At 46.9% G+C, this 18694-nt stretch carries 21 protein-coding genes; 13 read left to right on the plus strand and 8 right to left on the minus strand.

The genetic code is table 11. The features are described from left to right. The first annotated feature begins 73 nt into the window (after positions 1-73). Positions 74-1147: a threonine aldolase family protein gene (locus tag K7G97_RS07965; protein WP_262415817.1), complete on the plus strand. Its 1074-nt coding sequence runs from the start codon at positions 74-76 to the stop codon at positions 1145-1147. Here the strand turns inward: K7G97_RS07965 and K7G97_RS07970 are convergent. Continuing rightward, on the minus strand, positions 1117-1524 hold the full coding sequence (locus tag K7G97_RS07970) for a MerR family transcriptional regulator (protein ID WP_223041907.1): 408 nt from the start codon (positions 1522-1524) through the stop codon (positions 1117-1119). The genes K7G97_RS07965 and K7G97_RS07970 overlap by 31 nt on opposite strands. 82 nt (positions 1525-1606) lie before the next feature. Between K7G97_RS07970 and K7G97_RS07975 the strand changes: the two genes are divergently transcribed. The 3 genes from K7G97_RS07975 (at position 1607) to K7G97_RS07985 (ending at position 3735) form a co-directional block, all read left to right on the plus strand. Further along, positions 1607-2356, plus strand: coding sequence for an SDR family NAD(P)-dependent oxidoreductase (locus K7G97_RS07975; protein WP_223041908.1), 750 nt, complete (start codon positions 1607-1609; stop codon positions 2354-2356). A 541-nt stretch (positions 2357-2897) separates the two neighbouring features. Continuing rightward, positions 2898-3239: a DUF3139 domain-containing protein gene (locus K7G97_RS07980; protein ID WP_223041909.1), complete on the plus strand. Its 342-nt coding sequence runs from the start codon at positions 2898-2900 to the stop codon at positions 3237-3239. A gap of 247 nt (positions 3240-3486) precedes the next feature. Further along, positions 3487-3735 (plus strand): hypothetical protein, encoded by a 249-nt coding sequence (locus K7G97_RS07985; protein WP_023468196.1) that lies wholly within the window; start codon positions 3487-3489, stop codon positions 3733-3735. Positions 3736-3803: 68 nt separating this feature from the next. Here K7G97_RS07985 and K7G97_RS07990 read toward each other — a convergent pair whose 3' ends face one another. Beyond that, positions 3804-4130 carry a DUF3139 domain-containing protein gene (locus tag K7G97_RS07990; protein WP_149427301.1) on the minus strand — a complete coding sequence of 109 codons (327 nt, stop codon included), beginning with the start codon at positions 4128-4130 and terminating at the stop codon, positions 3804-3806. A 363-nt stretch (positions 4131-4493) separates the two neighbouring features. On the opposite strand from K7G97_RS07990, the gene K7G97_RS07995 reads away from it, so the two are divergent. After that, positions 4494-4688, plus strand: a complete 195-nt coding sequence (locus tag K7G97_RS07995) for a hypothetical protein (RefSeq protein WP_223041910.1) — start codon at positions 4494-4496, stop codon at positions 4686-4688. A gap of 203 nt (positions 4689-4891) precedes the next feature. On the opposite strand, the gene K7G97_RS08000 is transcribed toward K7G97_RS07995, so the two are convergent. Beyond that, positions 4892-5308: a hypothetical protein gene (locus tag K7G97_RS08000; protein ID WP_223041911.1), complete on the minus strand. Its 417-nt coding sequence runs from the start codon at positions 5306-5308 to the stop codon at positions 4892-4894. A 261-nt stretch (positions 5309-5569) separates the two neighbouring features. On the opposite strand from K7G97_RS08000, the gene K7G97_RS17575 reads away from it, so the two are divergent. Continuing rightward, the gene (locus K7G97_RS17575; RefSeq protein ID WP_223041912.1) at positions 5570-6475 is read left to right on the plus strand and encodes a methyl-accepting chemotaxis protein; all 906 of its coding nucleotides are present in this window, start codon (positions 5570-5572) and stop codon (positions 6473-6475) included. Positions 6476-6649: 174 nt separating this feature from the next. After that, on the plus strand, positions 6650-7585 hold the full coding sequence (locus K7G97_RS08010; protein ID WP_223041913.1) for a cation diffusion facilitator family transporter: 936 nt from the start codon (positions 6650-6652) through the stop codon (positions 7583-7585). A 48-nt stretch (positions 7586-7633) separates the two neighbouring features. On the opposite strand, the gene K7G97_RS08015 is transcribed toward K7G97_RS08010, so the two are convergent. Further along, a complete protein-coding gene (locus K7G97_RS08015; protein ID WP_064300912.1) occupies positions 7634-7951 on the minus strand; it encodes a hypothetical protein in 318 nt (105 codons plus the stop codon). Between the two features lie 175 nt (positions 7952-8126). Here K7G97_RS08015 and K7G97_RS08020 point away from each other — a divergent pair, with 175 nt between their 5' ends. Together K7G97_RS08020 and K7G97_RS08025 are read left to right on the plus strand one after the other, a co-directional pair. Continuing rightward, complete coding sequence (locus K7G97_RS08020) at positions 8127-9326, plus strand: MFS transporter (RefSeq protein WP_223041914.1); 1200 nt, start codon at positions 8127-8129, stop codon at positions 9324-9326. A gap of 373 nt (positions 9327-9699) precedes the next feature. Further along, entirely contained in the window at positions 9700-10440 is a 741-nt protein-coding gene (locus K7G97_RS08025) for a sugar nucleotide-binding protein (protein ID WP_223041915.1), read from the plus strand. Positions 10441-10489: 49 nt separating this feature from the next. On the opposite strand, the gene K7G97_RS08030 is transcribed toward K7G97_RS08025, so the two are convergent. Both K7G97_RS08030 and K7G97_RS08035 read right to left on the minus strand, forming a co-directional pair. Further along, positions 10490-11629: a globin domain-containing protein gene (locus K7G97_RS08030; protein WP_223041916.1), complete on the minus strand. Its 1140-nt coding sequence runs from the start codon at positions 11627-11629 to the stop codon at positions 10490-10492. Between the two features lie 139 nt (positions 11630-11768). Then, positions 11769-13382: an ABC transporter substrate-binding protein gene (locus K7G97_RS08035; protein WP_262415818.1), complete on the minus strand. Its 1614-nt coding sequence runs from the start codon at positions 13380-13382 to the stop codon at positions 11769-11771. 120 nt (positions 13383-13502) lie between these two features. On the opposite strand from K7G97_RS08035, the gene K7G97_RS08040 reads away from it, so the two are divergent. The 3 genes from K7G97_RS08040 to hemB all read left to right on the plus strand — a co-directional run bounded on the left by K7G97_RS08040 (position 13503) and on the right by hemB (position 16519). After that, entirely contained in the window at positions 13503-14738 is a 1236-nt protein-coding gene (locus K7G97_RS08040; protein ID WP_223041918.1) for an MDR family MFS transporter, read from the plus strand. A gap of 15 nt (positions 14739-14753) precedes the next feature. Beyond that, complete coding sequence (locus K7G97_RS08045) at positions 14754-15326, plus strand: GNAT family N-acetyltransferase (RefSeq protein ID WP_223041919.1); 573 nt, start codon at positions 14754-14756, stop codon at positions 15324-15326. A 200-nt stretch (positions 15327-15526) separates the two neighbouring features. After that, a complete protein-coding gene (hemB, locus tag K7G97_RS08050; protein ID WP_223041920.1) occupies positions 15527-16519 on the plus strand; it encodes a porphobilinogen synthase in 993 nt (330 codons plus the stop codon). A 113-nt stretch (positions 16520-16632) separates the two neighbouring features. Here hemB and K7G97_RS08055 read toward each other — a convergent pair whose 3' ends face one another. Together K7G97_RS08055 and K7G97_RS08060 are read right to left on the minus strand one after the other, a co-directional pair. Then, positions 16633-17379, minus strand: a complete 747-nt coding sequence (locus K7G97_RS08055) for a hypothetical protein (protein ID WP_223041921.1) — start codon at positions 17377-17379, stop codon at positions 16633-16635. A 1-nt stretch (position 17380) separates the two neighbouring features. Then, a complete protein-coding gene (locus K7G97_RS08060; RefSeq protein WP_035397512.1) occupies positions 17381-17704 on the minus strand; it encodes a PadR family transcriptional regulator in 324 nt (107 codons plus the stop codon). Positions 17705-17863: 159 nt separating this feature from the next. Between K7G97_RS08060 and K7G97_RS08065 the strand changes: the two genes are divergently transcribed. Further along, complete coding sequence (locus K7G97_RS08065) at positions 17864-18634, plus strand: CPBP family intramembrane glutamic endopeptidase (protein WP_223041922.1); 771 nt, start codon at positions 17864-17866, stop codon at positions 18632-18634. The last annotated feature ends 60 nt before the right edge of the window (positions 18635-18694 follow it).

The following is an 18694-nucleotide window of genomic DNA, read 5'->3' on the forward strand; positions in this document are numbered from 1 at the left end:
TATAGCAAAAGTGGAGAGGGAATATTTTGATTTTTTCAAAAAATAGTCATTGATTTAGAAGGGAATGAACGATATGGATTTACGATCGAGTTACCAAGAAACGACGAAACGTTTAGATGGACATGGGAATCGGACGGTCGGCGTGTTACAAGAAGCGCTCCAAACTGTATCGGCTGATCAACCAAGTGATATTTATGGTAACGGCGAGTTAATCAAGACGTTCGAGCGCAAGATGATAGACTTACTCGGGCACGACGATGCAGTCTTTTTCCCGAGTGGCACGATGGCGCAACAGATTGCGTTACGTATCTGGTCGGATGAACAGAACAATCGTAAGGTCGCTTATCACCCGCTCTGTCATCTCGAAATCCACGAACAGGACGGTTTAAAAAAATTGCACGAGATCGAACCAGTACTAGTCGGAGAAGCCGATCGATTGATGACGATAGACGACGTCAAAGCTTTACCGGACGTCAGTTGTTTGTTACTCGAACTACCACAACGCGAACTCGGCGGATTGCTTCCGTCGCGTGAAGAACTCGAAATGATCTGTGCGTATGCCCGTGATCGAGGAATCCGTCTTCACTTGGACGGTGCCCGTTTACTTGAGGTCTTACCGTATTATGAGGCAGAAGCAAAGGACATCGCGCAACTGTTTGACAGTGTCTATATCTCTTTTTATAAGGGACTCGGCGGCGTCGCAGGAGCAATCTTAGCTGGACCAGAACCGTTTTGCCAAGAGGCACGAATCTGGAAACGTCGCTACGGCGGTGACTTGATCAGTCTATATCCGTATATTCTGTCTGCCGATTTTTATTATGAACAACGAAAAGACCGCATGGCAGAATACCATGCAGCCGCGAAGGAGCTTGCGAGCAGATTGAATGCGATCTCAGGCATCTCGACTCGTCCCAAAGAGCCAGTCTCGAACATGTTTCATCTCTACTTCAAGGCAGAAAAAGCAGTCGTCGAAGAAAAATTGATTGAAATCCAGTCGCACGGAAAAGTTGGTATCGCTGGTTATCTCGTTGAGAAAGATAGTGGCTGCGCGATGGAAGTCAACATCGGCGATAGTTTTCTTACGTTGACGCCTGACGAACGTGAAACGGTCTACCGTCAATTGACGGAGGCGTTCTTAGAGGATTGAACAACATCAGGAGCGGGAATCGTAGGATGAAGGCGACGATAAGTGTCGACTTTTTCTGCGATCATTCGCTCCGTTTCTTGTAATGCTGCTAGTTGTGCTAAGACGTTCGCATGGTGGGCTTCAAGCAATGCGAGCCGTTCTTGCGTCGTATCCTGCTCGCCGTGAGCAAGAAACAGCGTCACGTAAGAACGGATTTGCTCGATCGGCATATGCGTTTCGCGCAAGCGAAGAACGAACCGAAGCCACGTCACATCTTGGTCGTCGTATCGACGTTGACCGTTCTGACGCTTCGGAAACAGTAGCCCTTCTTTCTCGTAATAGCGAATCGTATGGGCACTCGTATCGGTCAATCGACTGATTTCAGAAATCGTATACATACATCTCACCTTTCTGCTTGACTTAGAGTTCACTCTAAGGATTAGACTCTCACTATACCAAATCGAAAAGGGGATATGCTACATGAAGTACACGGTCATTACAGGAGCAAGTTCAGGAATTGGATATGAGACGGCAAAACTACTCGCAGGAAAAGGGAAATCACTCGTTCTCGTCGCGCGACGGACGTCAGAACTCGAAAAACTTCGGGATGAAGTCAAACAAATCTCATCAGATAGTGATGTCATCCTCAAGTCGGTCGATCTCGCAGATAACCAAAATGTCCATGATTTATATGAGGGACTAAAGGAACTCGACATCGAGACGTGGATCAACAATGCCGGATTCGGCGATTTTGATCTCGTCCAGGACATTGAGCTCGGGAAAATCGAGAAAATGCTTCGCTTGAACATCGAGGCGCTGACGATTCTATCGAGTCTGTTCGTCCGCGATCATCATGACGTTGAAGGAACGACACTCGTCAATATCTCGTCAGCAGGTGGCTACCGGATCGTTCCGAACGCGGTCACGTATTGCGCGACGAAGTTCTATGTCAGTGCCTATACGGAAGGGCTAGCGCAAGAACTGCAAAAAGGCGGGGCAAAACTCCGGGCGAAAGTGCTCGCACCAGCTGCGACTGAGACAGAGTTTGCGGATCGTTCGCGCGGCGAAGCAGGATTCGACTACAGCAAGAACGTTAAAAAATACCATACGGCAGCTGAGATGGCAGGCTTCCTGCATCAGTTGATCGAAAGTGACGCGATCGTCGGCATCGTCGACGGTGAGACGTATAAGTTTGAATTGCGTGGTCCGTTGTTCAACTACGCAGGATAAAATAGAACAAGGTCCCTTTTTCGAATGAGAAAGGGACCTTGCTTATGTAATCATGATCGATACGAATTTCAAGAATGAATCAAAAAAGGACATCCATCATTTATTTTTTAAAGAGTTTTTTTGCTAATTTCCATACGACATAGACGACTGCGCCAATGATCAGAAGATTCATCAAGGCACCAAAAATCATGAATTGTCCCACGAGTTAACCACCTTTACATACTTATTTTGGAGCGATGAGCATCCTATTTACGTTTTCGTTTGAAGAACCTCAAACTGATAAAAAATAACGCCATCAGCACGATAGCGATGTTCACGGCTAACGTTAATCGCTCATTTTCAATCACTCGACCATTCAAGAGATTCAAGATGATAACAAGCAACATAAATGACAATAAAAAGTATTTTATGGATTTTTTTATCATGAATGACTTCCTTTTTTTGTGTTATTGTATTAGTTTAAACATATCTAGTTTTTAAAACAAGGGGAATGGAATCTGGAAATACGATATTTTTCTTACTTCTACTCGGGAGTGATGATATGAAACGAATTTATGTATGGATTACGATAGTGATGATTCTAGGAGTGGGCATCATCGGTGCTTCAGCCTTTAAGGTGTTTTATTATGATGAAAAACAAGAGGTCACTCAGGAAATCGATCATTATTTGAAGCAACAGAAGTATATGACATATGTGAAGAACAAGGAAATTCGATACGATACGAGCACGGGTGAATTCATTGCACGGGTCGTGTTCCAAGATGAACCGGAAAATGAATATGAGATTTATCGATCGGGATCTCATCGCTTTAAAGTCACGGGATTCAAACACGGCGAACAAATTACGAACAAACAAGAAGGACGGTATATTTCAGAGTATTGACAAAAAGTAGTCAAGAATGGAAGTGAGGTGACAAAATGAAAAACATGATCTTTTTAGGAAGCGTCGTTGCGCTACTCATGGTACTCTTTTCACTTCATTACGGATTTCACGTAATCAGTGATACAACGCTTAAAATATCTTTATTGGCTTCTCTGATCGTTGTATTGATCGCGCGGAACAAATGGAAGATTTCGTTTTAATGGGAGATTGAATCGGATGACAAAAGATTGTTTGGAGGAAAAGATAAGTGAACGTCAGTGAATTTTTTGACTGGAAAATCAACTTAGATGATGAACTGTATGCTGTCATTGATGAGAAGGCGAGAAAAATGGTAGTGATGGGGGACTTCATCGAACTGACTGCGGTCTTGTGGTTGGATCGAAATGATGTCCTTCAGTTAAAGCCGACATGGGATTGTGTCATATCCATCGATGATGCTACAAAACAAATTACGATTCGCTCGGCAGAATCACTGAACATGAAAGAAGAATGTTAAGAGGTACATAAATCGAGTCCATTCGTGCGATCGCTGAATGGGCTCGATTGTTATTTAAAGTACGATGTCTACTTCAATTCATGTTGAACGGAGCCAGTCACTTCAACATGATGCTGGTCGTATACAGTCGTCAGTACATGATCTTCGACGATTTCATAGTTGTATGTATAGTCTGGTTCATTCGTGTATTTGATTTCCAGCACGTATCTTCCGGTCTTCGACTCAAAGACCGTTTCCTTCTTTGAAATATCTTGGTCGTATCCTGATTCAACTAACATTCGTTCAATCTTGATTTCGGTCATCGTTTTAGAAACGAAGAGGTAAGTCGGATAGGCAGCTATCAAGATGACGAGAACGATAAGTGTATAGATGAGTGGACGTACTTCTTTTTTCATACAATCACATCCGTTCCGATGAAATGAATAGAGAAGCTAGGTATTCTATATTGAAGATGAGGAGAGATATGTAATGGGAAAAAACAAAGACGAGATACCGTACTATATGAGGAACGTTCCGTTCTTCTTCCTAACGGCACTCCTCGCACCCGTCGCGGTACTACTTGTACTGCTCAATTGGGATAAGCTCTCTACACAAATGAGAAATAACCATCTAACGTTTTCAATCCTAATGACCCTGTTATACATCTCAAAAATACTGCCTGACGGCCTATTTAAAATCATATTCGCAGTGTTTACGTGGACGTTGATTCTTTTCGTGACATACATCTACTTCGGTGGCGGTAGAAAAGGAGGGAAATCATGAGTAAGTATCATTTATCGAGCATTCGGTTAGTTCTCATTGTCGTCATCACATCGTCAATCTTGTATTTTGGATTCGATTGGGAACTCGGGTATGGCATCATTTTCTTAATAGTAACAGTAGGGTATACCATATATCTCAACTTCAAATCAGCCCAAAGCGAAAAGGCTGAAGCAGAGACGAAGAACGATTGATTTCATTTGAAGTCCATCGTTCTGTTTAAATATGACCCCACCGAACTAAATCTTCAAGGTAATCACAATACGATTCCGATTATTATCTTTTTCACCGCCACACTGGAATTCACCTGCTTTTACACAAATAGACCGTTGGACGAGTGACGAGTCCAATGGTCTATTTGTGTTATTTGTCGTCCTGTAGAACACATTTCATCGCCTTAGAACATTTTATATCCCATTCGTCTCGCCTCGATGAAAGCAGCAGCAAGAAAGGCGAAGACCCCCCAAAGAATCCATGCTGCACCACGTCCGACGAATAAAGGATCTGTTCCATACAGCGATGTGCCCCACGTTAGAACGATTCCGTCTAAGAACGTCGCCACTAACAGTCCGAGACTGACACCCGGCACTATCTGTTCAGCACTTAAACGAGCAACTTTTTTTATGATGATGACGGAAATCCACGAGACTGGTAAACCGATCAGGAAGGCAATCACGTTTCCAGCGTTTTCGAACATACCGATTCCAGATCCAAATCTGACTGACAGGGCACCGACGAACCAGAATGCTACACCGAGTACGACCAAGATGATAACTTGTCCTTTCGAAAATAGAGGGGGCTTATCATGTGTCATTTATATTTCCTCCTTAAATATGTAGTGTTTACTACATAAATAAATGTAGCATCTACTACGCTTTTTGACAATGTCATGATGTAACGTTTTTAACTGTCACAAAATTTTTATAGAAGTGATTTCGTTTTCGCGAAAATCAACTTGGATAATCGCCATTTCAGCTATAAAAAAGGTCAATCGATGACGATAGATAGGTACAGATTGTTCTTGTATAAAACTGTCATAGAACATGAATGATACATAGAAGGAGTTAATGACAATATGAATGAAACCTTACCGAGACCATTACGCTCTCCAGCAATTTTGTCGAGCCTGGAAGCAAACGTCGCGATGATCTATTTTGATCGCCAACGACGTGTCGTCGACGTCAATGACTTGTTTGCGAAAACGATGAAGTATAAACGGGACGAGATGATTGGCTTACAGCACCATACGTTTTGTACACCAGAATTCGCGAACAGCCGTGAGTATCAAGACTTTTGGACACGCCTGTTTTCGGGCTTCAGTACAGCGGATAAAATCAAACGAGTCGATGCCCGGGGCGACATCTTGTGGCTTGAAGCAACCTACATGCCGATCTTTGAGGGAGAAGAAGTCGTCGGCGTCGTCAAGATCGCGAGTAACATCACGGACCGGATTGACCGGGTACAAGGATATGCAAAAAGCTTCCAGACGCTTGCTGAGGGATTGAATTTGCAATCGGTTCATGGATCGAAAGAGGGCAACCAGCTTCAAGAGACGATGACTACGATCGCGAGTGAAACGGCAGAAAACCAACAGACGTTCGAAACGCTGTATGACCAAGCCATCGAGATCACAAAGATTGCTGATACGATCAAGGAGATTGCTGCCCGGACGAACCTGTTGTCACTGAACGCGGCAATCGAAGCGGCACGGGCTGGAGAACACGGTAAAGGCTTCACCGTCGTTGCCAGTGAAGTCAAAAACTTATCGGATTTAGTCGGCAGTGCAGTTGTCGAAGTACGCACGAATACGGAAACGATGAACCGTCAAATCATGGCGATGATGAAAAAGATTGAAGCGTCCCATCTCGAAGTTGCGTCGAGCCTTGCGACGGTAAAAGAAACGATGCAACGCTTTACCGCAATCGAAGAGGTCGCACGACAACTCGAGCAGCAAACCGAGGATTTTCGGTCGTTTATTTAAAAAAAGATATGGAAAAAGCGATGGCAGTGGGTCATCGTTTTTTTTGTTTAGTCAGATGAGTCGTTTTGGAAGAGTAAAGGCGTGGGATATAACAGATGAGCCCGTTGACCACAGAACGGAGGCACGTTATAATTCAAATAGACGTTTGAATGTAAGGTAAAAGGAGGCAACGTCATGGCACATGATCATCATCACCACCATCATCATACCGACAATAAAAAGGTACTAGGCCTGTCGTTCCTAATCATCACCGCGTTCATGATCGTCGAGGTCATCGGCGGAATTTGGACGAACAGTCTCGCGTTGTTATCGGACGCTGGGCACATGTTAAGTGATTCGATTTCACTTGCGATCGCCCTGTTAGCCTTTCAGTTCTCGAGTCAAGCACCGGATGCGAATAAGACGTTCGGTTCAAAACGCTTTGAAATCTTAGCCGCCATCATAAATGGTGTGACGCTGATCGTCATCGCTCTCTATATTTTCATTGAAGCCATCCAGCGCTTCATCAATCCACCCGCTGTCGCAACGACCGGGATGCTGATCATCAGTGTCCTCGGGTTGCTCGTCAACATTCTCGTTGCTTGGATCATGACACGCGGCGGAGGGCATGAGCACAACCTCAACATGCGTGGTGCCTATCTGCACGTCTTAAGCGATATGCTTGGATCGGTCGGTGCGATTGCAGCTGCTCTTCTCATCATGTTCTTCGGTTGGGGATGGGCGGATCCCTTGGCGAGTATCATCGTCGCGATCCTCGTCTTACGGAGCGGCTATTACGTGACGAAGGCATCCGTTCACGTCCTGATGGAAGGAACGCCGAGTGACGTCGACATCGATGAGATCGTTTCTACCATTCAGACAAACGAAGCCGTCCTCGGGCTGCATGATCTACACATCTGGTCGATCACGAGTGGGTATAACGCATTATCGTGTCACGTCGTCGTCAAGGACGACATGACTGTCCGGGAGTCAGAGTCGATTCGCGAACAAATTGATCACGATTTGAAACACGTCGGGATTAACCATGCAACGATCCAGGTCGAGACGGATCAGCATGCTCACGGAAATACGTTGTATTGTGACGGCAAACACGAATCGCATACGCATTAAAAAAAACGAGCACGCGTCCCAGTCGGACGGGTGCTCGTTTGCTTATGCTCAAATGATCGGCACCGTTGGTAGAAACAGCGTCGCGAACAGACTGATACTCAAGAACATCGAGTATCCGAAAAAGGTCGTTTTGGCATTTCCAGCCGCTCGGTTACCTAAGTACATGAATAAGACGATGGATAAGAACGTCAAACCCGTCAATACGGACGAGTGGTGTTGATCCGGCGAAGGAGCAAGCGACTGGACAAGATGCGCGAGACCAAGCGGCAGGACGATCAAAAGAAAGTAGTAGCCTAGACGTGCCTCGGATGGGACGTCGACCTGTTCCTGTTCGGTTTCATAGTCATAACGCGTTTGCGTTTTCATGGATCTTCACCTCCCTATGCGTTTTAGTATAGCGAATGAACATGTCGGCTCTGTTACAGACGGGTAAGAATGCCTTAACAGACGATGACGATGTGATGACGAAAAAAGAATGGGCAGCAATTGAGAAAAATTGTAAGATGAACAAGAAGTCGTTTTAGGAAAGGGATAAAACATCATGTCACGTGCGTTTCGTTTTATGTATGTCTCGGATTTGTTATCGACCATCGGGACGAGTTTCGTCTATATCGCGATCTACTGGGTAAGTGCGGAACAGATCAGTGCTTCCGGTGTCGCCTTGCTTGCGACCGGTGTCTTTTTGATTCGTTTTCTCGTCTCAACGTTCGTCGGACCGTGGATCGACCGGTTCGTCAGTGCATCGTTGTATCAAACATCATTACTCATTCGCTTGCTGGCGCTTGGGATCACGTTAGCGGGAATCGGACTGACGGACATCGTCTTGCCATGGTTACTCGGCTTACTCGTCGTGCAGACGATTCTGCAAATCATTGGTGGCAATGCCGTCTTCACATGGGTCGTTGATTTAGTCGAAGATGACCAATTGCCGCAAGCGAATGCGTATCTTGCTACGATTGAGCGGATCGGTACGCTGAGCGGATTTTTACTCGGTGGGATGATGATCGCCCATTTCTCGATCGCGAGCATCTTATGGCTTGATCTTGGTCTACATCTCGTCTCCTGGTTACTCGTTCGACATATGTCAGGGCAAGTTGCAGAAGGTGTACGTCAAGGGTCGTACCGCGAAGCGTTGCTCGAAGGGATTGGTCACGTCGTGCGTGACGGTCGCTTAAAATGGATCCTTGGTTGTGCAATCCTTGCAAACTGGATGATCACACCGATGAATACCTTACTTGCGCCATATGCCAAGGATGTCTTGTTGGGAAATGCCCAGACATTTTCTGCACTCGAGCTGGCGACGGTGATCGGGGGAATCGCGATGTCGCTCCTTTACGGAAAATGGGTCGCCTCCGTACGACAGGATAAGCTGTTTCGTTTTGCCGTCGTCTTGCAAGGTCTCGCGATTGCGATCGTCGCCTATGTCTCATCCGTCCCAGTGGCTGTTGGTGGTTTCGTCTTGCTCGGGATGGCGCTGACGTTATTCGGGATTCCATTTGCGACTTTGTTGCAGCGCTCGACGCCTGCGCATTTGCTCGGCCGGGTCCGGACGGCGATGGTCGCAGCATCAACGGCGTGTTCCGCGCTCTGTTACGGTCTGTCGTCGTACTTGACGTCGTTCTTCAGTATCTCATTCGTTTTCCTGTTCTTTGCCTTAAGTGGACTTGTGATGACCAGTATCTGGTTGCTCCTTCATCGTACCGTTTCCTTTGCTGAAGAACGACAGGACAAGGTCGGATGAAATATCCGCCTTGAGGTGGAGGTAAGCGGTTTCGCACTCTTATACACTAGAGATAGAAATGAACGATGAGGAGTGGAGTCGATGGAGAGTTTATGGGTCACAGCGTTATTGTTTTTGATTCCGATCAGTGGGATGACGGTCTTTTTGAATGTACTATGGCGTCGAATGGCAACGGAAGGCGTTTCGGAGTAAGGATGAACAAATAGAACGCGTCTGCTCACCGATGTTAGATCGGACAGCGGACGTTTTTTATTGAGGCATAAATGGTCGTAGAAGAATGACCTCAGATTCGTTAAATCAATACTTCCTGTGTAAACTGAAGTAGCAAGCGGTTTTATGATGTTGAGATTGAATATAAGGGGGAAGCATCAACATGAAAGCAATCATTACAGGTATGAACGGTACGGTAGCACCCGTCGTTGCGGATGTCTTAGCAAAGCACGACATCGAGACAGTTGCCTGGGACCGAACGAAAGTCTCGACGACTGACGAATCGGCGATGCGCACGTTTTTAGAAACGGAACGACCAGATTATTTCTTACATATCGGGATGGGGTCCGTCAGTTGGACGGAAGCGCTCGTCCGCTTGTGCCAAGAATATGCGATTCCGTTCTTCTTCACGAGTACGGTGTCTGTCTTCTCAGACGACGTGCCGGCACCAATCGACAAGGACGCTGTTCCAGACGCAACCGACGAGTATGGTGCCTATAAGATTGCTTGCGAACAAGCGATTCAAGCACTCGATCCACAAGCGAAGATCGTCCGGATCGGCTGGCAAATCGGGACGGAAGCTGGTTCGAACAACATGGTCGATTTCTTTACGAACGAGATGAAACAGCACGGCGTCATTCGAGCGAGTCAAAACTGGTATCCGTCGAGTTCGGTGCTTGAAGATACGGCAGAAGCGCTCGTTACGATTTTACTTGAACAGGAAGCAGGTCTCTATCAGTTGAACGGCAACGAGCGTTATTCGATGTACGACTTAGCGCGTGCCTTGAATACGCTTCACGCAAAAAACTGGACGATCGAACCGGTCGATGAACCACGCCGCGATAACCGAATGGCGACGGACATCGTCTTGGTCCGTCCATTGTCGGAACGATTGCCCCTCTAATCAAACATCCCGCTCTCCTTGACACGTGTCAAAGAGAGCGGGATGTTTTTTATTGTGCAACTGGAGTTTCTGCTGCAAAAGCAAGCGTTGGTCCAAAGATTTCGTAATGCAGTTTGTCGGGTGACGCAGTGAAGTGTTCGATCACATATTGAATCATTGCTTCCGGACCACAGACGTATGTCGAATCCGTGATACCTGCGATAACGTCTTTCGGCAGGCGACCCGCTTGATCCATTGCCTGGTGTTCTGCGTAACGAATGACGCGTGCGCCACGTTGCTCAAGCAAGGCAAGTTGCTCGTTAAATGGACGATGGCGTTCGTCTTGGACAGCGTGATGTAACGTGACCTGTCGACCAGCAGCTAACGCTTTGTCAGCCATCGCAAGCATCGGTGTGATCCCGATCCCACCGGCAATCAGCACGACGGGTTCGTCTGACGCATCGAGTGTAAAAGCACCCGCCGGCGCACTAATGAACACCGTGTCACCGACTTGCGCTGCATGTAAATAGTCCGAGACGATGCCTTCTCGTTTGACACCAATCGTATATGTTTCCATGTTCGATGCCGTCGTCAGACTGTATTGACGATTGTGCCATAAGCCATCTTTGTCTTGAATCCGCACCGTGATGTATTGCCCGGCTCGATAAGCGGGGAGTGGACCGTCCGTGCGGAAGGTCAAGGCGCGAATCCCATCTGCTTGTTCCTCGACATCCGAAATCTCGACTGTCTGATATCCGGAAAAACCTTTCGCTTGTTCATCCTGTGCGTAAAGTTCGGCTTCAAGCGTGATGAACAGATTGGCAATCTCTCCGTATGCTTCTCCCCACGCGTGCAAGATGTCTGGCGTTGCGGCTTCTCCTAAGACATCTTGCATCGCTCCAAGCAATTCGTGCCCGACGATGGGATACATCTCCGGTTTAATTTGTAGACTGCGGTGCTTATGGAGCACGGGTAATAAGACCGGTTTTAACGTCTCGAGTCGATCGATGTGAGCAGCAGCGGCATACACGGCGGTTGCGAGTGCTTGCGATTGGCGGTCGCTCCGTTGATTCGATTGATTGAAGACGTGTTTCAGTTCCGGATGAGCTTGAAACAAGCGCTGATAAAAAACTTTCGTGATCGCGGCACCGTGCGACGCAAGGACGGGAACAGTCGATTGAACGATTTGAATGGTAGAGGTTGATAACATAAGACCACTTCCTTTTCACTAAGTAATAAAGACAGTCTTAGTATTTCGCAGCCTCACTTTTAATACAACATTTAAAATACTAGATTAAAGAATATCGTGCGTTTTGTCACAAGCAGGTCAAGATTTCGTCAACGATTCGTCACGATTGGTTGGAAATCCAGAGCTTCGAGAAATCAAAGTAACCGAAAGAGTCGATCGTGATGTTTTGCAATTCGATCGGATACGGAATCAGTCGTGTATCGTGATAGAACGGGATGAAATACGATTCGTCGATCAAGTAACGCTCGATCGATTGGTGGATCGGAAGCCAGTCTTCGAACGGTGTCGCATCATATTGTTCGATCAATTTCAACATCTCTGGCATCTGCTGAAACAGTCGGATCGGTGGTGAGAACGTGTTCGTCATGAACTGATAAAAGGCGTACTGGATATTTCGCTCGAACACTTCGGCATGGATGGCGAGATCAATCGTATCGTAAGCGTGAAAATCCGTGATGCTCTCTTCAAAGCCGACCTCGACGAACTCGTACGGAATCCCGTCTTGATCAAATCGCTGACAGAGCCAGCGTGTCACCTTGTCCGTAAAATCAGTCAGCTTGATTCGGATCGGTTGCGTGAACAAAACGGCAGGACCATCCGGGACAGTATACGGTTGACTATAGGACTCAAGAAAACCACAGTCGTTCGGTTGTGCCCGTTCATGGAAGTCGTGAATGCCACCACGAACTTCCGCGACGAGCCGGTGGATATAATGTCGCGCGGCTTTTGATTCAAACGGACCACCGGCGCGTGGATGGAGCAAAACGAGACCAAACCCGGATTGCGTTGCGATCGTATCAATCGGACTGGAGTCAGATGCCGATGTCCGGTAGACCGGGTCATATTGCTCCGGCATCTGGATGAACTCAATCCGGTCGAGCAGGGCACGGATGCCAAAGTAATTCGGGAACGCTGTCAGAACGGTTTTCTTGTCGTCATGTTGCGTCAGTTGGAACGGTCCTGTCCCAATGCCATCCTTGATGATGCTCGTATGTATCGAGGCAAGTTGCGGCAAAATTGAACTCCGGCGCTGATCGAGTGTGAGATCGACCCGGTACGGACCGTTCGAGACGATTTGTTTCACGTGCCGGTAGGAATAGGCGTAAGCCGGATATTTGATCAAAGCACGCAGACTCTTCGTCACTTCCTTACTCGTCAGGAGCGAGCCGTCATGAAAGCGGACGTCCTTCCGTAAGAAGAGGCTGAGCGTCGTTCCGTTCCAAATATAATGATGGGCGAGTTCACCTTGGATGTTGCCGTCGACATCGATCGTAAACAGCCGGTTGAAGACGTTCTGGACGAGGTGGGCACTATGGATATCCGCTGCTTCTAACGGGTGGGTCGTTAAGAAATTCCGTTTTCGCGGAATCAATAACGCATCAGACGTTGTCTGTGTATAGCCGAATTTTCGTTCGAGTTGCCGCATGAAGCGTCCTGCTTGCGCTGGCGACCAGTCCCATGTCAGTTCCTCCGTCACCGATTCGATCGAGTCACGGTCGATCCGCTCGAGCATACGTTTCGCATATTCCCGTTCAACGTGACGCAACCAGACGAGTTCACTTAAGTTGCCTCGTCCGCGACCACTCGTGTAACCAATCCAACCGTCTTCCTGCCATTTATTGAGATATCGTTTCGTTTGTTTAGGACTGAGATGGATGGCGTCGGCAAGCGTCGCAATCGAGTAGTGTCCATTTCGGCAAGTCTTCCATAACATAAAAAGATAAGCATCCATCGTCCTTCTCCTCCTTAAAAGGGGACATCTTTTTTTAATGACGTCCATTTTTCCTCTGTCTTGTCTTGTTTATGATACAGGTAGAGAATGGAAGGTGACAATATGAAATGGAAAGAAATACCGAAACCAATTAAAGTACGTCTCATCACATCGTTTTTCAACCGGGCTGTCTCGTTCTCCATCATGCCGTTCATGGCCCTCTTGTTTGTCCGGGCATTCAACGAAGTCATCGCCGGTGCATTTTTGATCGCGATGGTCTTCGTCAGCTTCATCACGAATCTACTCGGCGGATATCTTGCCGACCGCTTTTCCCGCAAACGTCTGCTCGTCACGACTTCTGCGCTCACAGCGCTGACGTTCATCACGATGACGATCTCATTGACACTCGACTGGATGTTGTTGTTCATGGTCATCTACGCTGTCTTCTCGGTGACGAGTAATCTTGGTCGGCCGGCAATGAGCGCAATCATCATCGATGCAACGACGAAAGAGAACCGCCAAGCGGTTTATGCGCTCGACTACTGGTTGATCAATCTCTCGATCGCCATCGGTACGGCGCTCGGGGGCTGGCTCTATGTCAGTAACCAATTGCTGTTGTTCTGGATCTTGAGCTTCACGTCGTCCGTTTTACCAATTGCATACTTCCTGTTTCTTGACGACACACCACGGACATGGCAACGTCAAAAACTTCGTGGTGTCCTCACGGATATTTTCACGAGCTATCAACTCGCTTGGCGGGACCGTCCGTTCGTTAAGGTTGTCTTCGGTTCGATGTGTATCTTAGCGGCTGAGTTTTCGATGGGCAGTTATGTCGCCGTCCGACTCGCCGATTCGTTTGAACCGTTATCATTTGCCGGGTGGTCGATCAACGGGGTTCGAATGATGAGTATCATCAACATCGAAAATACGTTACTCGTCGTCACGTTGACGTTCATCGTCCAGCGACTAGCGAAGCGCTTGTCTCCGCGCCGGACGCTCGCTGCGGGTCTCATGCTGTACACGATCGGTTATGTTGTCGTGACGAGTGCCAACAGCATGACGGCACTGATGGTCTTCATCTTCATCGCAACGATTGGCGAGTTGCTCTACTCCCCGGTCTTGAACACACAAAAAGCGAATATGATGCCAGCCGATCAACGTGGGGCGTACTCAGCATTCGCCGGGACGTCGTTTGCTGGAGCGGACTTACTTTCCCGGTCGACGATTCTCGTCGGGACCTTCTTGATTCCGTCGATGATGAGTGTATACCTTGGATTGATCCTCTTGACGGGCTTTGGATTAGTCTATACGAGTCTGTTCGTGAAGGAATCGGTCGAACGAGAGCGAAACGTATCTTAATAAGGGGGAATACAGATGAACTTACCAGATACTATCGAAACGCCACGGCACCTGTTACGCCGTTGGCAAGAAAACGATGCAGCCGCATTGTATGCTTACGCCAAGGATCCAACTGTCGGACCAAAAGCAGGCTGGGCGCCGCACGCGTCACTTGACGAAAGCCAAGAAGTGATCGGCATTTTCCAAGCGTCACCTGGCGAGTATGCCGTTACCGATAAGGAGACGGGAGCAGTCATCGGGAGCTTCGGATTTCACTTCAATCGTCGGCCGGACGATTCGATCACCCATGACCGTCAAGTCGAGATCGGCTATGTCCTCGCACCTGATTACTGGGGAGAAGGGCGGATGCCGGAAATCGTTGAAGCAATACTTAATTTCATCTTCCGGGAACTACCAATCGATATCGTTTGGTGTGGTCACTTTGATTTCAATGACCAATCACGCCGTGTCGTTGAAAAACTTGGGTTTACGCCTGTTCTTGACCGACCATTCGTCTTAGAACGAATCGACGGACGGACCGTGACGAGCCATGTCTACAACTGGACGCGTGAGCGGTATGAGGCAGAGAAGGGAATACAGAATAAATAATATACAAAAACGACCTCAGCGATGGGGTCGTTTGAGCGAGAAAAAGATTCTTCACAAAAGAAGAGTCTTTTTTTGTGCATGACGCGTGTGAGATCTTAGCGAAACAATAGCTATTTCTTTTTACGAATCATCGACCTTAACCTATACTGATATAGCCTAGAAAAATTTATGTGCTTTAAAATTGGAGGATGAGAGTAGAGATGGAAAACTTCCCGACGATTCGAATGAGAAGAAATCGAAAGGACGACTGGAACCGTCGTTTAGTCGCGCAACATGAGGTGACTGTGAATGATCTAATTTGGCCAATCTTCGTTAAGGAGGAGAGTGGTGTTGAGGAAATCGATGCGATGCCAGGTCAATTCCGAGTCGGTTTAGATAGCGTCGTACAACATGTGAAGGAAGCAGTAGAACTCGGAATTCCGGCAATAGCATTATTCCCAGTCGTTCCAGAGCATAAGAAGGACGCAATGGGTACGGAAGCATTGAATCCCCATAATGTCATTTGCCAGGCAACGAAGCTTCTCAAGGAAGCATATCCGAATGTCGGTTTAATCGGGGATGTCGCTTTAGATCCATACACGACTCATGGTCATGATGGGATAGTCATTGATGGATACGTCGATAATGACGAGAGTGTACGAGTGCTCGTACAACAAGCATTAATTTTAGCGAAGGCTGGAATTGATGTCATTGCACCTTCTGATATGATGGATGGTCGTATACATGCGATTCGAACTGCGTTAGATAACGAAAACCTCTACAATACTAGAATCATGTCATATGCGGCAAAATATGCTTCAGGATACTACGGTCCATTTCGTGATGCCTTAAATTCAAGTAAGCATCTCAAAGGGGATAAAAAAACATATCAAATGGATCCAGCCAACTCTGATGAAGCCTTGCGAGAAGTCGAATTAGATATCAAAGAAGGGGCAGATATGATCATGGTGAAACCAGGTCTCCCTTATTTAGATATCGTTCAACGTGTCAAATCGACATTTTCTGTTCCGACATTTGCTTATCAGGTGAGTGGGGAGTATTCAATGATGATGGCATCATTTGAAAAAGGATGGCTCGACCCCGATGTAGTGATTCTCGAAACACTCCTAGCTTTCAAACGCGGCGGATGTGACGGTATTCTCACTTATTTTGCATTGGATGCTGCTCGGAAGTTACAAGCTCGAAATAAATAAATCAATAGGATTCGAAACAAACGGTCTACCTTATCTAAAAGGTAGACCGTTTGTTTCGAATGGAAGGTATCGTAGGGCTGTCCATTGCTTTAAGTAATCCCTTGTAGAAGTAATCAATTTGTCTGAGTCTGTTTGGATTCACGGATGAAAACAATGGTGATCGTAATGGCAGCAACAGCATATCCGACGAGTCCGGATGTCAATTCAGACCAATTAAATACAGAACGGAGAATGATTTGGGGAGCGAAATAGACGAACACTGCAATCGGTAAAATCCATGTCTTCGTCTTCCATGCCGTGATTAGAATCCAGGCAATTAGAAGGGCGCCAATTAACCACCCGACGCTTGGAGATAAAGTGATTTTGGGCGAATCAATGAGTCCGTTGACGATCAATAGTCCAATGATCAGGAGAATATGAACACTTCCATGAATACCATAACGCATGATGCGAGGGCGAGCGCCAGCACGTAATGCGTCTTGACGGAATAAAAACGCCAGGGTCGTCAAATAAACAGCGCTTATCAGTAGGAAGCCACCAACTAGCAAGATACTGAATGTTGTTGTTCCATTCAGCAGGTTTTGGAGATAGAGAAAACTCGATGCACCGAGAAAGACTTGCATGACGATCCAAAATGCTTCTATCGGATCGAACGCCATCTCTTTCGAAATCGACTGGATGTAGTCAGCCGGACTGTCACCCGTGATCGCGCGAACCGATTTGCCATCCGCTTCCGCTTCAATCAGATGGTCTTCGAGTTCCAGGACGATCTCGTTCGTCGCTTGTTCATTTTTTCCCGAAGCAAGCAGGTAGACCTTCAAGTCTTCCAAAAATCGGGTTGATTCCGTTGATAGGGTCATCTCAATCATCCTCCTTTAAAATACTTTCAACACTTGTCGAAAGGTGTTGCCATCTTTCCTTGAATGCGGTGAGTTCTTCTGCACCGCTCGTCGTGATCGAATAATACTTCCGTTTTGGACCGGACGGAGAGACGCGTGAAGTCGCTTCGATCCAGCCCAGTTTTTGCATCCGGATCAATAAGGGATAGATTGTTCCTTCGCTGATGTCAGCGAAACCGTATGCTTTCAGTTTCGTCGCCAGTTCGTAGCCATAAATCTCTTCTTCCGCGATCAGTGCAAGTAAACAACCGTCGAGAATCCCCTTTAACATTTGCGTCGATGACATCCGCATCATCCTTTCGCTACTTGGTATTACAAGGTAATGATATACTAAGCTATTTTGTATTGCAAGGTAGCAGGAGGAAAAAGATTCATTTCCCTGAAAAAAAGGTAAACAAATCATAAAGTAGATACGTCGCTTGTTTAGAAAAGGGAGGTATTGATCGTGGATAAGCGGAATACTGTCGTCTCGGCGACCGTCGTCTTCATCATCATGGGTATCGTCATGGCTGTCTCTGCGTTTGGTTTCGGCATTCGTTACGGTGATCCGGAGTTGTTACGTATCGCGATCTTCGGTGAAGTCGCAACAGCGATTTTTCTCGTCTGGTACATTCGTCGTCATGCCACGTTTGCTGCTGTTGGGTTTTCGAAATTGCAGTCGCGGGGTCTAATCTGGTACATTCCGTTACTGCTGATCGTTCTCGTTCAAGTCGGATTGATCGTCAATGCGTTGTTCACGTCCTCGATATCATCATCGGCACTCCAACTTGTCGGAATCGTCTTCCTGACGACCTTATTCGTCGGTTTCAATGAGGAAGTCTTGTTTCGCGGCATCATCTTACGCTATCTCAAACCGAACGAACATCCGTATCGTGCCGTCCTCATCAGTGCGCTTCTGTTCTCATCTTTCCACTTGCTTAATTTAATCGCCTTGATTCCACCGGCAGCGATGTTATTCCAACTTGCGAACACATTCGTCTTTGGTGTGTTCTTAGCGATCATCGCACTGAAGCTGAATAACCTCTGGCCATTAATCATTTTTCATGCGTTGTGGGATTTCGCGAGCATCGCTGCGGATGTCGTGAATGTTAATTTAGGAATTACGGTTCTTTTGGCGCAAGTCTATCTTCTCGTTGCGATCGTCATTCAATTAATCTTGTTGAAACGACATGATCTCAGCCATCTGAATGGACCGATGAATCCACGTAACGTTTGAATAGTTGACTCTCCGTTTTTTGACGGGGAGTTTTTATATGGAATAAAGGTAGTATCAATG

It is taken from the genome of Exiguobacterium acetylicum, from assembly GCF_019890935.1.
Classification (GTDB): Bacteria; Bacillota; Bacilli; order Exiguobacteriales; family Exiguobacteriaceae; genus Exiguobacterium_A; species Exiguobacterium_A abrahamii.

Bases quoted from the DNA above. Each gene is read 5' to 3' on its own strand.
- K7G97_RS07965 (WP_262415817.1), top strand. From the start codon at position 74: ATGGATTTACGATCGAGTTACCAAGAAACGACGAAACGTTTAGATGGA.
- K7G97_RS07970 (WP_223041907.1), bottom strand. From the start codon at position 1,524: ATGTATACGATTTCTGAAATCAGTCGATTGACCGATACGAGTGCCCAT.
- K7G97_RS07975 (WP_223041908.1), top strand. From the start codon at position 1,607: ATGAAGTACACGGTCATTACAGGAGCAAGTTCAGGAATTGGATATGAG.
- K7G97_RS07980 (WP_223041909.1), top strand. From the start codon at position 2,898: ATGAAACGAATTTATGTATGGATTACGATAGTGATGATTCTAGGAGTG.
- K7G97_RS07990 (WP_149427301.1), bottom strand. From the start codon at position 4,130: ATGAAAAAAGAAGTACGTCCACTCATCTATACACTTATCGTTCTCGTC.
- K7G97_RS07995 (WP_223041910.1), top strand. From the start codon at position 4,494: ATGAGTAAGTATCATTTATCGAGCATTCGGTTAGTTCTCATTGTCGTC.
- K7G97_RS08000 (WP_223041911.1), bottom strand. From the start codon at position 5,308: ATGACACATGATAAGCCCCCTCTATTTTCGAAAGGACAAGTTATCATC.
- K7G97_RS17575 (WP_223041912.1), top strand. From the start codon at position 5,570: ATGAATGAAACCTTACCGAGACCATTACGCTCTCCAGCAATTTTGTCG.
- K7G97_RS08010 (WP_223041913.1), top strand. From the start codon at position 6,650: ATGGCACATGATCATCATCACCACCATCATCATACCGACAATAAAAAG.
- K7G97_RS08015 (WP_064300912.1), bottom strand. From the start codon at position 7,951: ATGAAAACGCAAACGCGTTATGACTATGAAACCGAACAGGAACAGGTC.
- K7G97_RS08020 (WP_223041914.1), top strand. From the start codon at position 8,127: ATGTCACGTGCGTTTCGTTTTATGTATGTCTCGGATTTGTTATCGACC.
- K7G97_RS08025 (WP_223041915.1), top strand. From the start codon at position 9,700: ATGAAAGCAATCATTACAGGTATGAACGGTACGGTAGCACCCGTCGTT.
- K7G97_RS08030 (WP_223041916.1), bottom strand. From the start codon at position 11,629: ATGTTATCAACCTCTACCATTCAAATCGTTCAATCGACTGTTCCCGTC.
- K7G97_RS08035 (WP_262415818.1), bottom strand. From the start codon at position 13,382: ATGTTATGGAAGACTTGCCGAAATGGACACTACTCGATTGCGACGCTT.
- K7G97_RS08040 (WP_223041918.1), top strand. From the start codon at position 13,503: ATGAAATGGAAAGAAATACCGAAACCAATTAAAGTACGTCTCATCACA.
- K7G97_RS08045 (WP_223041919.1), top strand. From the start codon at position 14,754: ATGAACTTACCAGATACTATCGAAACGCCACGGCACCTGTTACGCCGT.
- hemB (WP_223041920.1), top strand. From the start codon at position 15,527: ATGGAAAACTTCCCGACGATTCGAATGAGAAGAAATCGAAAGGACGAC.
- K7G97_RS08055 (WP_223041921.1), bottom strand. From the start codon at position 17,379: ATGACCCTATCAACGGAATCAACCCGATTTTTGGAAGACTTGAAGGTC.
- K7G97_RS08060 (WP_035397512.1), bottom strand. From the start codon at position 17,704: ATGTCATCGACGCAAATGTTAAAGGGGATTCTCGACGGTTGTTTACTT.